Here is a 14,772-nt window from a genome sequence, read left to right as displayed (position 1 = left end):
GGGCGCGGGGCCGGGTCAGTCCACGCCGGGCAGCCGTACGTCCAGCCGGTACAGCCTGGTGACCTGCTTCGCGCTCTCGTTGTCGTCGCTGGCGAGCAGGAGACGCAGCCGTCCGCCGGGGGCGTGCCCGGTGACCGTCATGGCCTCGATGTTGTCGAGCAGCGGGTTGCGCTGTGTGCCGGGGTGCGTCGCGCCGAGGTCCGGGCAGTCCCCCAGGTCGGCGAGGAGCGTCTTGCGGGCCGGGCGCTCACGCCCCGTCAGCTTGTCCACGGTGCCGACGTCCTGCGCGCCCCGCGGGTCGGCGAGCGAGAGCCGCACGGTGTTCCCCGTCGCCTCGTCGAAGCCGCGCTCCAGGACGAGCAGCCGCCCGTCGCCCGTCGCGGCGATCTCGGAGACACCGAGCTCCGGGTCGACCGGGTACGCCCACTGCTGTGCGGGCCTGTCCTGCGCGTCCCAGGTCTGCATGCGCACCAGCGGCCTGCCGTGCGCGTCCTTGCCGTCGCCCGCCAACTGGCCCTCCATGGAGGCGGTCAGCCTGCTGCCGTGCGGCCCGTGCCCGGCGGTCAGCCCCTCGAAGGTCTGGTTCTGCTGCGCCCGGCCGGCGGGGGCGACCCGCAGCGGTGCGGGGACGGGCAGCCGTCCGGCGAGCGTGCCGTCCGCGTCGTACCGGCGGACGGACGGTTCGGTCTCCGAGGTGACGAGCCGGCTGCCGTCCGGCTGGACGGCGAGTCCCTCCGAGTCGAGGGCCGCGCCCTTCTCGTCGGCCAGCGGCACCGCGCGCGTGACATGCCGGCCCTTCAGGGAGTGTCCGCCGAGGGAGTAGAGAACGGACCGGTCGGACAGTGCCTCGGTGCGCCCGTGTGCGTCCTGCGCGAGCGCGGAAAGACCGCCCACAATGCGGCCCTGGAAGACGGCCTTGTCGAGTGCGTCGGAGTAGCCGCGGACGGCCGCGCGCGGCGAGCAGGCCGCGCCGTTCTGTTCGCCGGTGTTGTTCTGTACGCCGGTGCCGGTCTGTACGCCGCTGCCGTTCAGTTCGCCGGTGCCACGCTGTCCGCCGGAGCCGGCCGCCGCGGCGGGCACACACGTCAGCGCGGCGAGGACGGCGGCGGCAAGGGTGAGCGAGGTGCGCGGACGTACGGTCACAGAGTCCCCCGGGAGTCGCAAGCAGGTCGTCGGCCGGAAACGGCAGGATCAGACCGGTACCGTAACGCCGCGCGGCGTCCCGGGGGCCAACAAGCGACACAGGGCTGACAGTTCGCCCGCCATCCCGTTCACATCCGGAATCCGTCCGTACGCGGTGCGGGCCGGTCGGCCGGACCGGCGGCGGCCCCGGGAAGCCGGGCTTCCCAGGACCGCCGCGGCCTGCGTGGCGCCGGTGGATGCGTACAGGCGGGCACCCCCCACGAGGCCGGCACTGTCGCCGTCAGCCGGCGCCCATCCCGCGGGACTGCGCTCGCAGTCTGACGAGAACTTCCACGGAATGCACATCGACCCGACAGATTCAGTAACGTTGCGTGTTAAAGCTGTCTCTCTTTGTCATCTCCCGGGGCAGCGGACGCGACTTCCGCCACCCCGTCCCATCAGCGACGATCGCCGCCCCGCCGGACGACGTGCCCAACTCCCCGCGCCCGCAACGCCGTTCGGACCGCTCTCAACACGGCCGGAATCATCCTGCCCGGCCGCGATCTGCCGCGATCTGCCGGGACATCAGAGTCGTCAGCTCGTACGCGGTGTGCGAGGCGGCCACCGAGGTCATCTCGGCGTGGTCGTAGGCAGGGGAGACCTCCACCAGGTCGGCGGAGACCAGGTTGCAGTCCGACAGGCCCCGCAGGATCTCCAGCAGTTCGCGCGACGTCAGCCCGCCGGCCTCCGGTGTGCCGGTGCCCGGGGCGTGCGCCGGGTCGAGCACGTCGATGTCGACGGAGACATAGAGCGGCCGGCCGCCGATGCGCTGCCGCAGCTGGTCGGTGATCTCGTCGACGCCCCGCCGCATCACGTCGGCGGAGGTGACGATGCCGAAGCCCATGCGGGCGTCCTCGTCAAGGTCCTTCTTGCCGTACAGCGGGCCGCGCGTCCCCACGTGGGAGAGCGCCGACGTGTCCAGCAGCCCCTCCTCGAAGGCCCGCCGGAAGGGAGTGCCGTGGGTGTACTCCGCGCCGAAGTACGTGTCCCAGGTGTCCAGATGGGCGTCGAAGTGCAGCAGTGCGACAGGGCCGTGCTTCCGGACGACCGAGCGCAGCAGCGGCAGCGCGATGGTGTGGTCGCCGCCGAGCGTCATCATGCGCGCGCCCGTGTCGAGGATGTCGTCGGCCGCGCCCTGGACGGTCTCCACCGCCTCCTCGATGTTGAACGGGTTGGCCGCGATGTCGCCCGCGTCGGCGACCTGCGCGAGCGCGAAGGGCGCCGCCTCCTGCGCGGGGTTGTACGGGCGCAGCAGCCGGGACGCCTCACGGATGGCGTTGCCGCCGAAGCGGGCGCCCGGCCGGTAGGAGACCCCGGTGTCGAACGGGACGCCCACGACCGCGACGTCCGTACGGCCCCCGACCTCGTCCAGCCGCGGCAGCCGCGCGAAGGTCGGCGGGCCTGCGAAACGCGGGACGCGGGAGGAGTCGACGGGGCCACGGGGCTCAGGATTCGGGGTGGTCATGCGTGCGAGCGTAAGGGGCTTCGGCGGCAGGCCAATTGGACGGTCCTGAGCATCCGCGGAGAAGTTTTCTCCACCGCGTCCAGTGACCGCGGCGCACGTCGTCCTCCGGTTCCGGAACATCCGGCCTCCGGGTACCGGCACAAGGGCTCACCGCAACGGGTGACAATGAGCCCATGCCCATATTCGCCGCCTGCGCCGCGCCCACCCGCTCCGAGCTGACCGACCACCTCGTCCGCACCCGTCTCGCGGGGGAGGTCGCCACGCCCCGCGAGAACAACCTGTCGCACTACCGGAAGCTCTCCGCCGGCGACCGCCACTACTGGCTCGGCCTGGAGCTCGGCGACCGCTGGAGCGACGAGCGGGACGTGCTCACCGTGATGGCGGAACGCTGCGGCGTCGTCCCCGGCGCGGACCACCGCGAGGGCCAGGACACCATCGACCCCGAGCTGACCGTCGGCGCGCTCGACCGCGCGGCCGCCGAGCTGCGCAAGGCGGCGGAGAGCGGGCAGCGCGTGCTGTTCGCGACGGGGCACCCGGGAGCGCTGCTCGACATGCACGGCACGGTGGCGAGGGCGCTGGACGCCGCGGGGTGCGAGATCGTCCGGGTGCCGCTGGGCACCTTCGCGGACGAGGGCGTGGTGGCCCAGTTCGCGGGTGTCGCGGTGTACGAGCGCGGCGCCTCCCTGTGGCACACCCACTCCCCCGAGCCGATGCGGGAGACCCTGGACGCGCTGGAGCGCGCCGGGGAGCCGCTGCCCGGCCTGGTCGTCGCCGACCACGGCTGGGCGGGCTGCGCGGCGCAGCGCGGCATCACCGCGGTGGGCTTCGCCGACTGCAACGACCCGGCGCTCTTCCTGGGCGAGGCGGAGGACACGCTGTCCGTCGCGGTGCCGCTGGACGACCATGTCGCCGACCCGCGGCACTACGAGCCGCTCGCCGCCTACCTGCTGGACGCGGCGGGCCTGCTGGGCTGACGCGCGGGGCGGGCGGGGCCGCTGCTCACCGGTCCGGGCGGGGCCTTCCCGCCCGGCTCTGGGCGGGCCCCGGCGTCGGGTCGAGGAAGACCCGGTCGACCGCGGGGAGGCGGTTGCGCAGCAGCCGCTCCGCGTCCTCGCAGGCCCACTCGATCTCGGCGGCCGTCGCGTAGTCGGCGAAGTCCACTTTGGCCGCGACGAGCACCGACCGCGGCCCCTGCACGATGGTCACCAGCTCCAGTACGGACTGCACATCGGACAGCGAGAGCAGTTCGGCGCGTACGGCCTCCCGCATGCGCGGCGGCAGTGAACGGCCGATCAGCAGCGAGGCGTTGCTGCGGCCGAGCGACACGGCGACGTACACCAGCAGCAGACCGATGCACAGGGAGGCGCAGCCGTCCCACAGGGGCGAGCCGGTCAGCTGGCCGCCCAGCAGTCCGCCCGCCGCCAGTACGAGGCCGACCAGTGCGGCGCTGTCCTCCATGACGACGGCCTTCACGGCGGTGTCCGGGGTGTGCCGCAGATAGGTCAGCGGCGGCACCCCGAACCGCTGTGCCTCGGAGCGCAGTTGACGCTGCCCCTGGAAGAGGGAGCTGCTCTCCAGGACGAAGGCGACGGCGAGCACCACGTACGAGACGGTGGGGTTTCCCAGTTCCTCGCCCCGCGCGATGGTGTGGATGCCGTCGTAGACCGCGAACACGGCGCCGCCGAAGAACGTGGCGACGGAGGCGAGCATCGCCCAGATGTACCGCTCGTTGCCGTAGCCGAGCGGGTGCTCCTCGTCGGCCGGCCTGTCGGCGCGCTTGAGCGAGGTGAGCAGCAGGATCTCGGTGACGGTGTCGGCCACGGAGTGCGCGGCCTCGGAGAGCATGGCGCTGGATCCGCTGACGATGCCGCCGGCCGCCTTGGCCACGGCGATGCCGAGGTTGGCGAGTCCGGCGATGACGACGGTGACGGCGCTCTCGCCGCCCTCGCCGCCGTTTCCGCCTTCGTCCTCCCCGGGTCCGGGGCTCTCCTCGCTGTGCTCCGTATCGCTGTTCACAGCAGGGAAGTATGCCCGATATGCGGCGTTACTTCTGGTCGTTCTGCTCCCACGGCACCCGGACGACGCCCTCCTGGATCACCGACACCGCGAGCCGGCCGTCCCGGGTGAAGATCCGGCCGCGGGCAAGTCCCCTGCCGCTCTGGGACGTCGGGCTCTCCTGGTCGTACAGCAGCCAGTCGTCCGCGCGGAACGGACGGTGGAACCACATCGCGTGGTCCAGGCTGGCGCCGACCACGTCGCCGACCGCCCAGCCGCCCCGCCCGTGCGCCAGCAGCACCGAGTCGAGCAGCGTCATGTCCGACACATAGGTGGCAAGACAGATGTGCAGTGTGGGGTCGTCCAGTTCGCCGTCCAGCTTGCCGTTCGTACGGAACCACACCTGCGAACGCGGTTCCTTCGGCTCGCCGACGCTGCCGAACGGCGGCTCTTCGACGTACCGCAGGTCCACCGCGCCGCGGGCCCGGATCAGCCGGCGCGGCACGTCCTCGTCCCGGAACAGGTGCGCGTACCGCGGGAGCATCTCCTCCGCCGTCGGCAGGGTCTCCGGGTCCGGCGCCTCCGGCATCGGCTCCTGGTGCTCCAGTCCCTCCTCGAACGTCTGGAAGGACGCCGACAGATGGAAGATGGGCTGGCCGTGCTGCACTCCGACCACGCGCCGCGTGGTGAACGACCTGCCGTCCCTGATCCGGTCCACCGTGTAGACGATGGGTGCCCCGGGGTCCCCCGCGCGCAGGAAGTACGCGTGCAGGGAGTGCGGGAGGCGTCCGTCGGGCACCGTTCTGCAGGCGGCGACGAGCGCCTGTGCGGCGACCTGTCCGCCGAACACCCGGGGGACGACGGACGCGCGGCTGTCGCCGCGGAAGATGTCCTGCTCGATCTGCTCCAGGTCGAGCAGATCGAGCAGGGACGTCAGTTCGTGACTCATGCCGACGATTCTGCCCGCCGCGCATTACCAACGGTTACGACGCAGGTCACAGCCCTGGTAACGGTTCTGTTCACAGCCCCATGGACTTCGCGACGATCGACCGCATGACCTCGCTGGTGCCGCCGTAGATGCGCGAGACACGGGTGTCCGCGTACAGGTTGGAGATCTTGTACTCCAGCATGTAGCCGTAACCGCCGTGCAGCTGGAGGCACTTGTCGATGACCTTGGCGGCCAGCTCGGTGGTGAACAGCTTCGCGGAGGCCGCGTCGGCGGGCGTCAGCTCGCCCGCGTCCAGCGCCTCCAGCGCGCGGTCGACGACCGCCTCCATCGCGTCCACGTCGGCCTTGCAGTCCGCCAGCACGAACTTGGTGTTCTGGAAGGAGGCGACCTCCTTGCCGAAGACCGTCCGCTCCTTCACGTAGTCGTGCGCGAACCGCACCGCGGCGGCCGACTGCGCGTACGCGCCGAGCGCGATGCCCAGCCGCTCCTGCGGCAGGTTCTGGCCGAGGTACGAGAAGGCCTTGCCCTCCTCGCCGAGCAGGTCCTCGACGGGCACCTTGACGTCGGTGAAGGAGAGTTCCGCCGTGTCGGAGGCGCGCAGGCCGAGCTTGTCGAGCTTGCGGCCGACGGCGTAGCCCTCGGACTTGGTGTCCACCACCAGGAGGGTGATGCCGGCGCGGCGGTCCTCCGGGGTGGCCGGGGCCGTGCGGGCGCACACGATCACACGGTCGGCCTGGACGCCGCCGGTGATGAAGGTCTTCGCGCCGTTCAGGACGTAGTGCGTGCCGTCCTCGGACAGCTTCGCCGTGGTCTTCATGCCCGCGAGGTCGGACCCGGTGCCCGGCTCGGTCATCGCGATGGCCGTCATGATGTCGCCCGAGACGAAGCCCGGTAGCCAGCGCTTCTTCTGCTCCTCGTTGCCGTACTTCAGGATGTACGGCAGGCAGAGCGCCGTGTGCACGCTGGAGCCGCCGAAGCTGACGCCGGCGCGGGCGCACTCCTCGGTGATGACCGCGTTGAACTTGAAGCTGGCCTCGCCGGCGCCGCCGTACTCCTCGGGGACCTCGATGCCGAACACGCCCAGCTCGCCGAGCTTCTTGTAGAGATCACGCGGGACGTACCCCTGCTCCTGCCACTCCGGGTAGTAGGGCACGACCTCCGCCTCGATGAAGCCGCGGATGGTCTGCCGGAACGCCTCGTGGTCCTCGTTGAACACCGTGCGCCGCACTGCCTGCCTCCTCAAGTCCCGCTCTGACACGCCCCGCTCTGGCAACAGCTCCGCTGCCGCGGCACCCGCTCGGCCCCGCCAGCTTGGCTAAGCGCTTGCTCAGAGCTCCTCGCGTCAAGCTACCCACCGGTCACACCGGCTGTCCAGAGGCGGCGGCGAACGCCCCGCGCGCGAGGCGGTGCAGCAGCGCGGCCGTGGCCTGCCGGCCGGGCAGCGCCGAACTGCCGCTCAGATGGGGCGTGGAGTTGAGCAGCCCGAAGACCGTGTGCACACAGACCCGCGCCTCCAGCTCGGTCAGCGCCGGATAGACCTGCCGCACGGCGTCCACCCACAGCTCCACGTACTGCCGCTGCAGCTTGCGCACTTGCTTGCGGTCGGTGTCCCGCAGCCGGTCGAGCTCCCGGTCGTGGACGGTGATGAGCGAGCGGTCGTCGAGGGCGAAGTCGATGTGCCCGGAGATCAGCGCGTCCAGCACCGCCTCGGGACCGCTGGCCGCCGCGGCCGACTCCGCGACCCGCATCCGGCCGCCCTCGTAGAGCCGTTCACTGATGCCCACCAGCAGCTCGGCGAGCATCGCGTCCTTGCCGGCGAAGTGCCGGTACAGACCGGGGCCGCTGATGCCGACCGCCGCCCCTATCTCGTCGACCCCCACGCCGTGGAAGCCGCGCTCGGCGAACAGCCGGGCGGCCTCCCGGAGGATCTGGTCACGGCGGGTCGGCACAGCGGACCCGGTGGCCCCCGTCTCGGTTCTCATGGATTCATTCTAGACAGCCGAGTTAGTGAGCGTTAACCTGGCCGCAACAGGTTAACGAGCACTAACTCGCGCCGTCGTGGCGGGCGCGCAGTCGTGGCAAGGGGGCCCGGACCGCATGGACGAACGGACCGCACCGGCAGCGGAGTTCACGCCGGACACCGCGCCCGCGCTGCGCACCGGCGCGGATCCCGCCTCCGAGGAGTTCCGGGGCAACGAGGCGGGACACCGCGAGCTGGCCGCGCGGCTGCGCGAGAAGCTCGCTGCGGCCCGGCTGGGCGGCGGCGAGCGGGCCCGCGCCCGGCACACCGAGCGCGGCAAGCTCCTCCCCCGGGACCGGGTGGACGCGCTGCTCGACCCGGGCTCGCCGTTCCTGGAGCTGGCGCCGCTGGCCGCCGACGGGATGTACGAGGGGGCCGCGCCGGCCGCCGGCGTGATCGCCGGGATCGGCAGGGTGGCGGGCCGCGAGGTGGTCGTGGTGGCCAACGACGCCACGGTCAAGGGCGGTACGTACTACCCGATGACGGTGAAGAAGCATCTGCGCGCGCAGGACGTCGCGCTGGAGAACAGCCTGCCGTGCGTCTATCTCGTCGACTCCGGCGGCGCCTTCCTGCCCATGCAGGACGAAGTCTTCCCGGACCGCGAGCACTTCGGCCGCATCTTCTACAACCAGGCGCGGATGTCCGCCGCCGGCATTCCGCAGGTCGCCGCGGTGCTGGGTTCCTGCACGGCGGGCGGCGCCTATGTGCCGGCCATGAGCGACGAGGCCGTCATCGTGCGCGGCCAGGGCACCATCTTCCTGGGCGGCCCGCCGCTGGTGAAGGCCGCGACGGGCGAGGTCGTCACCGCCGAGGAGCTGGGCGGCGGCGAGGTGCACAGCCGCGTCTCCGGGGTGACCGACCACCTCGCGGAGGACGACGCGCACGCCCTGCGGACCGTGCGGGACATCGTGGGCACCCTCCCCCCGCGCGGCCCCGCCCCCTGGTCGGTGCGGCCCGCGGAGGAGCCCGCCGTCGACCCCGCCGGGATGTACGGCGCGGTCCCGGTCGACTCGCGCACGGCATACGACGTGCGGGAGGTCATCGCGCGCGTGGTGGACGGCTCCCGTTTCCACGAGTTCAAGGCGGAGTACGGCACCACGCTGGTCACCGGCTTCGCCCGGATCCAGGGCCATCCGGTCGGCATCGTCGCCAACAACGGCATCCTGTTCTCCGAATCCGCCCAGAAGGGCGCCCACTTCATCGAGCTGTGCGACCAGCGCGGCATCCCCCTGCTCTTCCTCCAGAACATCTCCGGCTTCATGGTCGGCAGGGACTACGAGGCGGGCGGCATCGCCAAGCACGGCGCGAAGATGGTGACGGCCGTCGCCACCACGCGGGTGCCGAAGCTGACCGTCGTCATCGGCGGTTCCTACGGCGCGGGCAACTACTCGATGTGCGGCCGCGCCTACGGCCCCCGCTTCCTGTGGATGTGGCCCAACGCCAAGATCTCCGTGATGGGCGGCGAGCAGGCCGCCTCCGTGCTGGCCACCGTCAAGCGCGACCAGATGGAGGCGCGCGGCGAGGAGTGGAGCGCGGAGGACGAGGAGGCGTTCCGCGCACCCGTGCGCGCGCAGTACGAGGAGCAGGGCAACGCCTACTACGCGACGGCGCGGCTGTGGGACGACGGCGTCATCGACCCGCTGGAGACCAGGACGGTGCTGGGCCTGGCCCTCACCGCCTGCGCCAACTCCCCGCTTCCGCACCGGGATCCGAAGGCTCCCGGCTTCGGCGTCTTCCGGATGTGACGGCGGCGGTGACGGACATGGTGACGGCGGATTCGGTGACGGGGACGGCGAAGGGGACGGGGACTGTGGCGATGTTCGACACCGTGCTGGTGGCCAACCGCGGGGAGATCGCGGTGCGGGTGATCCGTACGCTGCGGGCGCTGGGCGTCCGCTCGGCCGCCGTCTACAGCGACGCGGACGCCGGCGCCCGGCACGTCCGGGAGGCGGACACGGCGGTGCGCATCGGTCCTGCGCCGGCCGCCGAGAGCTATCTGTCGGCGGAGCGGCTGCTGGAGGCGGCGCGGCGCACGGGCGCGCAGGCGGTGCACCCGGGCTACGGCTTCCTGGCGGAGAACGCCGCGTTCGCGCGGGCCTGCACGGACGCCGGGCTGGTCTTCATCGGCCCGCCTGCCGAGGCGATCGCGCTGATGGGCGACAAGATCCGCGCCAAGGAGACGGTGCACGAGGCGGGTGTCCCGGTGGTGCCCGGCTCCTCCGGGAGCGGCCTCACCGACGGTGAACTGGCCGCCTCGGCACGGGAGATCGGCATGCCGGTGCTGCTGAAGCCCTCGGCGGGCGGCGGGGGCAAGGGCATGCGACTGGTGCGGGACAGCTCCGCGCTGGAGGAGGAGATCGCGGCGGCGCGGCGGGAGGCCCGCGGCTCCTTCGGCGACGACACGCTGCTGGTGGAGCGCTGGATCGACCGGCCCCGCCACATCGAGATCCAGGTGCTGGCCGACGGGCACGGGAAGGTGCTGCATCTCGGCGAGCGGGAGTGCTCGCTGCAGCGCCGCCACCAGAAGATCGTGGAGGAGGCTCCCAGCCCGCTGCTGGACGAGGCCACCCGCGCGGCGATGGGCGAGGCGGCGGTGCGCGCCGCGCAGTCCTGCGGCTACCGCGGCGCGGGCACGGTCGAGTTCATCGTGCCGGGCGACGACCCGGCCGCCCACTTCTTCATGGAGATGAACACCAGGCTCCAGGTCGAGCACCCCGTGACGGAAATGATCACCGGCCTGGATCTCGTCGAGTGGCAGCTGCGCGTCGCCGCCGGCGAGCAACTGCCGTACGAACAGGACGACATCACGCTGCACGGACACGCCGTGGAGGCCCGGATCTGCGCGGAGACCGCCCGCCCCGCGGGGGACGGGGAGCGCGTGGACTTCCTCCCCTCGGCGGGCACGGTGCTCTCCCTGCACGAGCCGGCGGGCGACGGGGTGCGCACCGACTCGGGGCTCGCGGAGGGCACCGAGGTCGGCACCGTGTACGACCCGATGCTGGCCAAGGTCGTCGCCCACGGCCCCGACCGGCCCACCGCGCTGCGCAGACTGCGCGTCGCGCTGGCCGCCACGACCGTCCTCGGTGTGGACACCAACACCGGTTTCCTGCGCGCCCTGTTGGCGCTTCCCGAAGTGACGGCGGGCGAGCTGGACACGGGCCTGGTGGACCGCTCCGCGCACACGCTGGTGCCGTCCACGGTGCCCGACGAGGTGCTGGCGGCCGCGGCCCTGCTGCGGCACGCGGCTCTGGAGCCGTCCGGCGCGGGATGGACCGACCCGTTCTCGGTGCCGTCCGGCTGGCGGCTCGGCGCCCCGCCCGTCTGGACCCCGCATCCGCTGCGGGTGCCGGGCCGCCCTCCGGTGACGGTGTCCGTACGGGGCCGGGCCCACGAGGCCGAGGTGCGGGTGGGCCCGGACGGCACCCCGCGGCCCGCACGGCTCTCCCCGGACACGGGCCGACCGGACGGGGGACGTCTGGGAACGGAGCAACGGGGCACGGTGCGGCTGGAGTTCGACGGTGTCACGCACACCTTCGCGTACGCGGCGGGGCCCGGCGGCCGGTGGCTCGGCCGGGACGGCGACAGCTGGCATCTGCAGGACCACGATCCGGTCGCCGAAGCGCTGCGCGGCGCCGCGGGCGCGCACGGCGCCGACACGCTGACCGCCCCGATGCCGGGCACCGTCACCGTCGTCAAGGCGGCCGCCGGGGACCACGTCACGGCGGGCCAGAGTCTGCTCGTCGTCGAGGCGATGAAGATGGAGCACGTCATCACCGCCCCCTGCGACGGCACGGTCACCGAGCTGGATGTGACCGCCGGCAGCAGCGTCGCCATGGACCAGGTGCTCGCCGTCGTCGAACCGCACGCCACAGAGCAGCAGATCCCCGAGCAGGAGGCGGACCCCTCATGACCGAGCATCCCCCCGGCCTGCCGATGCGCTTCCCCGCCGACGGCCTGCCCTCAGCGGTGCGGATCCACGAGGTCGGCCCCCGTGACGGCCTGCAGAACGAGGCGGAGACCGTTCCCGTCGAGGTGAAGGCCGAGTTCATCCACCGCCTGCGGGAGGCGGGGCTCACCACCGTGGAGGCCACCAGCTTCGTCCACCCCAAGTGGGTGCCCCAACTCGCCGACGCCGAGCAGCTGATGCCCCTCCTCGGCGACCTTCCCGCGGACACCCGGCTGCCGGTGCTGGTGCCCAACGCGCGGGGTGCGGAGCGTGCCGCGGCGCACGGCTGCCCGTACATCGCGGTGTTCGCCAGTGCCACCGAGTCCTTCGCCCGGGCCAATCTCAACCGTTCGCTCGACGAGTCCCTCGCCGTGTTCGAGCCGGTGGTCGCCCGCGCCAAGGAGGACGGCCGGCAGGTGCGCGGCTATGTGTCGATGTGCTTCGGCGATCCCTGGGAGGGGCCGGTGCCGCCCGCCCAGGTGGTGCGGGTGTGCCGGGCCCTGCTCGGCATGGGCTGCGACGAGCTGAGCCTCGGCGACACCATCGGCGTCGCCACCCCCGGCCATGTCGCCGCGCTGCTGGGCGCGTTGACCGAGGCGGGGGTGCCTGTCGACCGCCTCGCCGTGCACTTCCACGACACCTACGGCCAGGCACTGTCCAACACTCTCGCCGCCCTGCAGCGCGGGGTGACCACCGTGGACGCCTCGGCCGGCGGCCTGGGCGGCTGCCCGTACGCCAAGAGCGCCACCGGCAATCTCGCCACCGAGGACCTCGTGTGGATGCTGCACGGCCTCGGCATCGGCACCGGAGTCGATCTGGCCCGGCTCACCGCCACCAGCGTGTGGATGGCGGACCGGCTCGGACGCCCCAGCCCCTCCCGTACCGTGCGTGCGCTCACCGGCGCCGACGGCACCCCGCAGCGCTCCGCCGCCTCCCACGAGGAGCGGCCGGAGCGGAAGGAGCAGTGAGCAGCATGTCCCTGGACCACCGCCTCTCCCCCGAGCACGAGGAACTCCGGCGCACCGTGGAGCAGTTCGCCCACGATGTGGTGGCCCCCAAGATCGGCGAGTTCTACGAGCAGCACCAGTTTCCGTACGACATCGTCCGTCAGATGGGAGACATGGGGCTGTTCGGCCTGCCCTTCCCCGAGGAGTACGGCGGGATGGGCGGGGACTATCTCGCGCTCTGCGTCGCCCTGGAGGAGCTGGCCCGGGTCGACTCCTCCGTCGCCATCACCCTGGAGGCCGGGGTCTCCCTGGGCGCGATGCCGGTGTTCCGGTTCGGCACGGAGGAGCAGAAGCGGGAGTGGCTGCCCCGGCTGTGCTCCGGCCAGATGCTCGGTGCCTTCGGCCTGACCGAGCCGGAGTGCGGCTCGGACGCCGGCGGCACCCGCACCACGGCGGTACGGGACGAGAGCACCGGCGAGTGGGTGATCAACGGCACCAAGTCGTTCATCACCAACTCCGGTACGGACATCACCGGTCTTGTCACGGTCACCGCCGTCACCGGCCGCAAGCCGGACGGCGCGCCCCGTATCTCGACGGTCATCGTGCCGTCCGGCACTCCGGGCTTCACGGTCGCCCCCGCCTACTCCAAGGTCGGGTGGAACGCCTCCGACACCCATGAGCTGTCGTTCGACGGGGTGCGCGTCCCGGAGGCCAATCTGCTCGGTGAAGAGGGCCGCGGATACGCCCAGTTCCTGCGGATACTCGACGAGGGCAGGATCGCGATCGCCGCGCTGGCCACCGGTCTCTCGCAGGGCTGTGTGGACGAGTCGACCGTCTACGCCAACACCCGTACGGCCTTCGGCAAGCCCATCGGGGCGAACCAGGCCATCCAGTTCAAGCTCGCCGACATGGAGATGCGGGCCCACACCTCGCGGCTGGCCTGGCGGGACGCGGCGTCCCGGCTGCTGGCGGGCGAGCCGTTCAAGAAGGAGGCGGCGCTGGCCAAGCTGTACTCCTCGGAGAGCGCGGTGACGAACGCGCGGGAGGCCACCCAGATCCACGGCGGCTACGGCTTCATGAACGAGTATCCCGTGGCCCGCATGTGGCGGGACTCCAAGATCCTGGAGATCGGCGAGGGCACGAGCGAGGTCCAACGGCTGCTGGTGGCAAGGGAGCTGGGCGTCGGCGCGGACTGACACCCGGCGCCGGGACCCGGCCGCCGCTGTCACGGGACGGCGGCGGCCCCTGCCCGGCGGGAACTGCGGACGGGCCACCTGTCGCCTGGACGAAAGCGGGCATAATCGCCGCATGGCGGAAATCATCCAGCGCGCCGGCACCTGGACGTTCGACGGGGACACCGTGCGGATCGTTCCGGGCGCCGAACGGCAAGTCGCCCAGCTGCGCAGGTCGTTGGGTGAGGTGGCGGTGCCGTTGGCGGCCGTGGCCGGGATCGCCTTCGAGCCGGGCCGCAAGGGCGGCCGGCTGCGGCTCCGGCTGCGGGACGGTGCCGATCCGCTGGCACAGGTCGCCAGCGGGCGGCTGCCGGACGCCTCCGATCCGTACCAACTGGCCGTGGAGAAGGACCGGATGGGCGTCGCCGAGTATTTCGTGGACGAGGTGCGGAACGCCCTGCTGCTGGAGCGGATACCCGACTCGCCCTGCGACCGCTTTCTCCTGCCGGGCCCGCCCGTCCCGCTGACCGCCAACGGCACGGACGGCACGGCCTCCTTCGACGGGGAGCGGATCCACCTGGAGTGGAACTGGATGGCGGAGGAGAGCAAGACCCACGCCGGCCCGCGGACGTTCACCCTGGAGGACCTGGAGGGCGTGGAGTGGACCCCGGCGATCGGCTGGGAGAGCGGCAGTCTCCGTATCCGCCCGCACGGCAAGCAGCTCTCTCTCAGGCCGCAGCACGACCCCAACTGCCTTGTGCTGTGGGGTGTCCGGCAGGCCAGGGAGACCGGCGGTTCGGTGCTGCTGGCGGCCGCCGTCGTGGCCCGGCTGCCGCATCCGCACGGTGCCGCCGTCTCCCGGCTCTCGGGGCGCCTGCCGGAGCCGCCCCCGTCCCCGGCCGCGAAGGCCGGGCCGGGGGCGGGTGCCGACGCCGACGGGCACGGCGACGCCGGTCACGACGTGCTGCTGCGCCGGCTGCGGGAGCTGGGTGAGCTGCACCGGAGCGGGGTGCTGACGGACGACGAGTTCGCCCTGGCCAAGAAGTCGGTCCTCGACCAGTTCTGACCACCGGCCCACCGGACCCGGCCGCCCACC

At 72.4% G+C, this 14,772-nt stretch carries 12 protein-coding genes; 6 read left to right on the top strand and 6 right to left on the bottom strand.

Annotation, left to right across the window (positions count from 1 at the left end):
* Positions 1–15: 15 nt before the first annotated feature.
* Both AC3AGO_RS22135 and speB read right to left on the bottom strand, forming a co-directional pair.
* Entirely contained in the window at positions 16–1,143 is a 1,128-nt protein-coding gene (locus AC3AGO_RS22135) for an esterase-like activity of phytase family protein (RefSeq protein WP_487821961.1), read from the bottom strand.
* A gap of 523 nt (positions 1,144–1,666) precedes the next feature.
* Complete coding sequence (speB, locus tag AC3AGO_RS22130; RefSeq protein WP_487821960.1) at positions 1,667–2,647, bottom strand: agmatinase; 981 nt, start codon at positions 2,645–2,647, stop codon at positions 1,667–1,669.
* A 173-nt stretch (positions 2,648–2,820) separates the two neighbouring features.
* Here speB and AC3AGO_RS22125 point away from each other — a divergent pair, with 173 nt between their 5' ends.
* On the top strand, positions 2,821–3,621 hold the full coding sequence (locus AC3AGO_RS22125; protein WP_487821959.1) for a phosphatase: 801 nt from the start codon (positions 2,821–2,823) through the stop codon (positions 3,619–3,621).
* 25 nt (positions 3,622–3,646) lie between these two features.
* On the opposite strand, the gene AC3AGO_RS22120 is transcribed toward AC3AGO_RS22125, so the two are convergent.
* The 4 genes from AC3AGO_RS22120 to AC3AGO_RS22105 form a co-directional block, all read right to left on the bottom strand.
* A complete protein-coding gene (locus AC3AGO_RS22120) occupies positions 3,647–4,663 on the bottom strand; it encodes a cation diffusion facilitator family transporter (protein ID WP_487821958.1) in 1,017 nt (338 codons plus the stop codon).
* A gap of 28 nt (positions 4,664–4,691) precedes the next feature.
* Complete coding sequence (gene tesB / locus AC3AGO_RS22115; RefSeq protein ID WP_487821957.1) at positions 4,692–5,591, bottom strand: acyl-CoA thioesterase II; 900 nt, start codon at positions 5,589–5,591, stop codon at positions 4,692–4,694.
* Positions 5,592–5,661: 70 nt separating this feature from the next.
* Complete coding sequence (locus AC3AGO_RS22110) at positions 5,662–6,819, bottom strand: acyl-CoA dehydrogenase family protein (RefSeq protein WP_487821956.1); 1,158 nt, start codon at positions 6,817–6,819, stop codon at positions 5,662–5,664.
* Positions 6,820–6,949: 130 nt separating this feature from the next.
* Entirely contained in the window at positions 6,950–7,573 is a 624-nt protein-coding gene (locus AC3AGO_RS22105; RefSeq protein WP_487821955.1) for an SACE_7040 family transcriptional regulator, read from the bottom strand.
* Between the two features lie 115 nt (positions 7,574–7,688).
* Here AC3AGO_RS22105 and AC3AGO_RS22100 point away from each other — a divergent pair, with 115 nt between their 5' ends.
* From AC3AGO_RS22100 to AC3AGO_RS22080, 5 genes are all read left to right on the top strand, one after another.
* Positions 7,689–9,356: a carboxyl transferase domain-containing protein gene (locus tag AC3AGO_RS22100; protein WP_487821954.1), complete on the top strand. Its 1,668-nt coding sequence runs from the start codon at positions 7,689–7,691 to the stop codon at positions 9,354–9,356.
* A 71-nt stretch (positions 9,357–9,427) separates the two neighbouring features.
* The gene (locus AC3AGO_RS22095; RefSeq protein ID WP_487824760.1) at positions 9,428–11,521 is read left to right on the top strand and encodes an acetyl/propionyl/methylcrotonyl-CoA carboxylase subunit alpha; all 2,094 of its coding nucleotides are present in this window, start codon (positions 9,428–9,430) and stop codon (positions 11,519–11,521) included.
* A gap of 23 nt (positions 11,522–11,544) precedes the next feature.
* A complete protein-coding gene (locus AC3AGO_RS22090) occupies positions 11,545–12,525 on the top strand; it encodes a hydroxymethylglutaryl-CoA lyase (RefSeq protein WP_487824759.1) in 981 nt (326 codons plus the stop codon).
* Between the two features lie 5 nt (positions 12,526–12,530).
* Positions 12,531–13,700: an acyl-CoA dehydrogenase family protein gene (locus tag AC3AGO_RS22085; protein WP_487824758.1), complete on the top strand. Its 1,170-nt coding sequence runs from the start codon at positions 12,531–12,533 to the stop codon at positions 13,698–13,700.
* A gap of 112 nt (positions 13,701–13,812) precedes the next feature.
* Positions 13,813–14,742: a DUF4429 domain-containing protein gene (locus tag AC3AGO_RS22080; protein WP_487821953.1), complete on the top strand. Its 930-nt coding sequence runs from the start codon at positions 13,813–13,815 to the stop codon at positions 14,740–14,742.
* The last annotated feature ends 30 nt before the right edge of the window (positions 14,743–14,772 follow it).

Source organism: Streptomyces sp. BL1 (assembly GCF_057628045.1).
Note: the sequence above shows the minus strand (reverse complement) of the source record. Positions and strands in the feature narration are given on the sequence as shown.

What these genes read in the sequence shown, in the direction of transcription:
- speB (WP_487821960.1), bottom strand. Translation starts at nt 2,647, where the DNA reads ATGACCACCCCGAATCCTGAGCCCCGTGGCCCCGTCGACTCCTCCCGC.
- AC3AGO_RS22125 (WP_487821959.1), top strand. Translation starts at nt 2,821, where the DNA reads ATGCCCATATTCGCCGCCTGCGCCGCGCCCACCCGCTCCGAGCTGACC.
- tesB (WP_487821957.1), bottom strand. Translation starts at nt 5,591, where the DNA reads ATGAGTCACGAACTGACGTCCCTGCTCGATCTGCTCGACCTGGAGCAG.
- AC3AGO_RS22105 (WP_487821955.1), bottom strand. Translation starts at nt 7,573, where the DNA reads ATGAGAACCGAGACGGGGGCCACCGGGTCCGCTGTGCCGACCCGCCGT.
- AC3AGO_RS22100 (WP_487821954.1), top strand. Translation starts at nt 7,689, where the DNA reads ATGGACGAACGGACCGCACCGGCAGCGGAGTTCACGCCGGACACCGCG.
- AC3AGO_RS22095 (WP_487824760.1), top strand. Translation starts at nt 9,428, where the DNA reads ATGTTCGACACCGTGCTGGTGGCCAACCGCGGGGAGATCGCGGTGCGG.
- AC3AGO_RS22090 (WP_487824759.1), top strand. Translation starts at nt 11,545, where the DNA reads ATGCGCTTCCCCGCCGACGGCCTGCCCTCAGCGGTGCGGATCCACGAG.
- AC3AGO_RS22085 (WP_487824758.1), top strand. Translation starts at nt 12,531, where the DNA reads ATGTCCCTGGACCACCGCCTCTCCCCCGAGCACGAGGAACTCCGGCGC.
- AC3AGO_RS22080 (WP_487821953.1), top strand. Translation starts at nt 13,813, where the DNA reads ATGGCGGAAATCATCCAGCGCGCCGGCACCTGGACGTTCGACGGGGAC.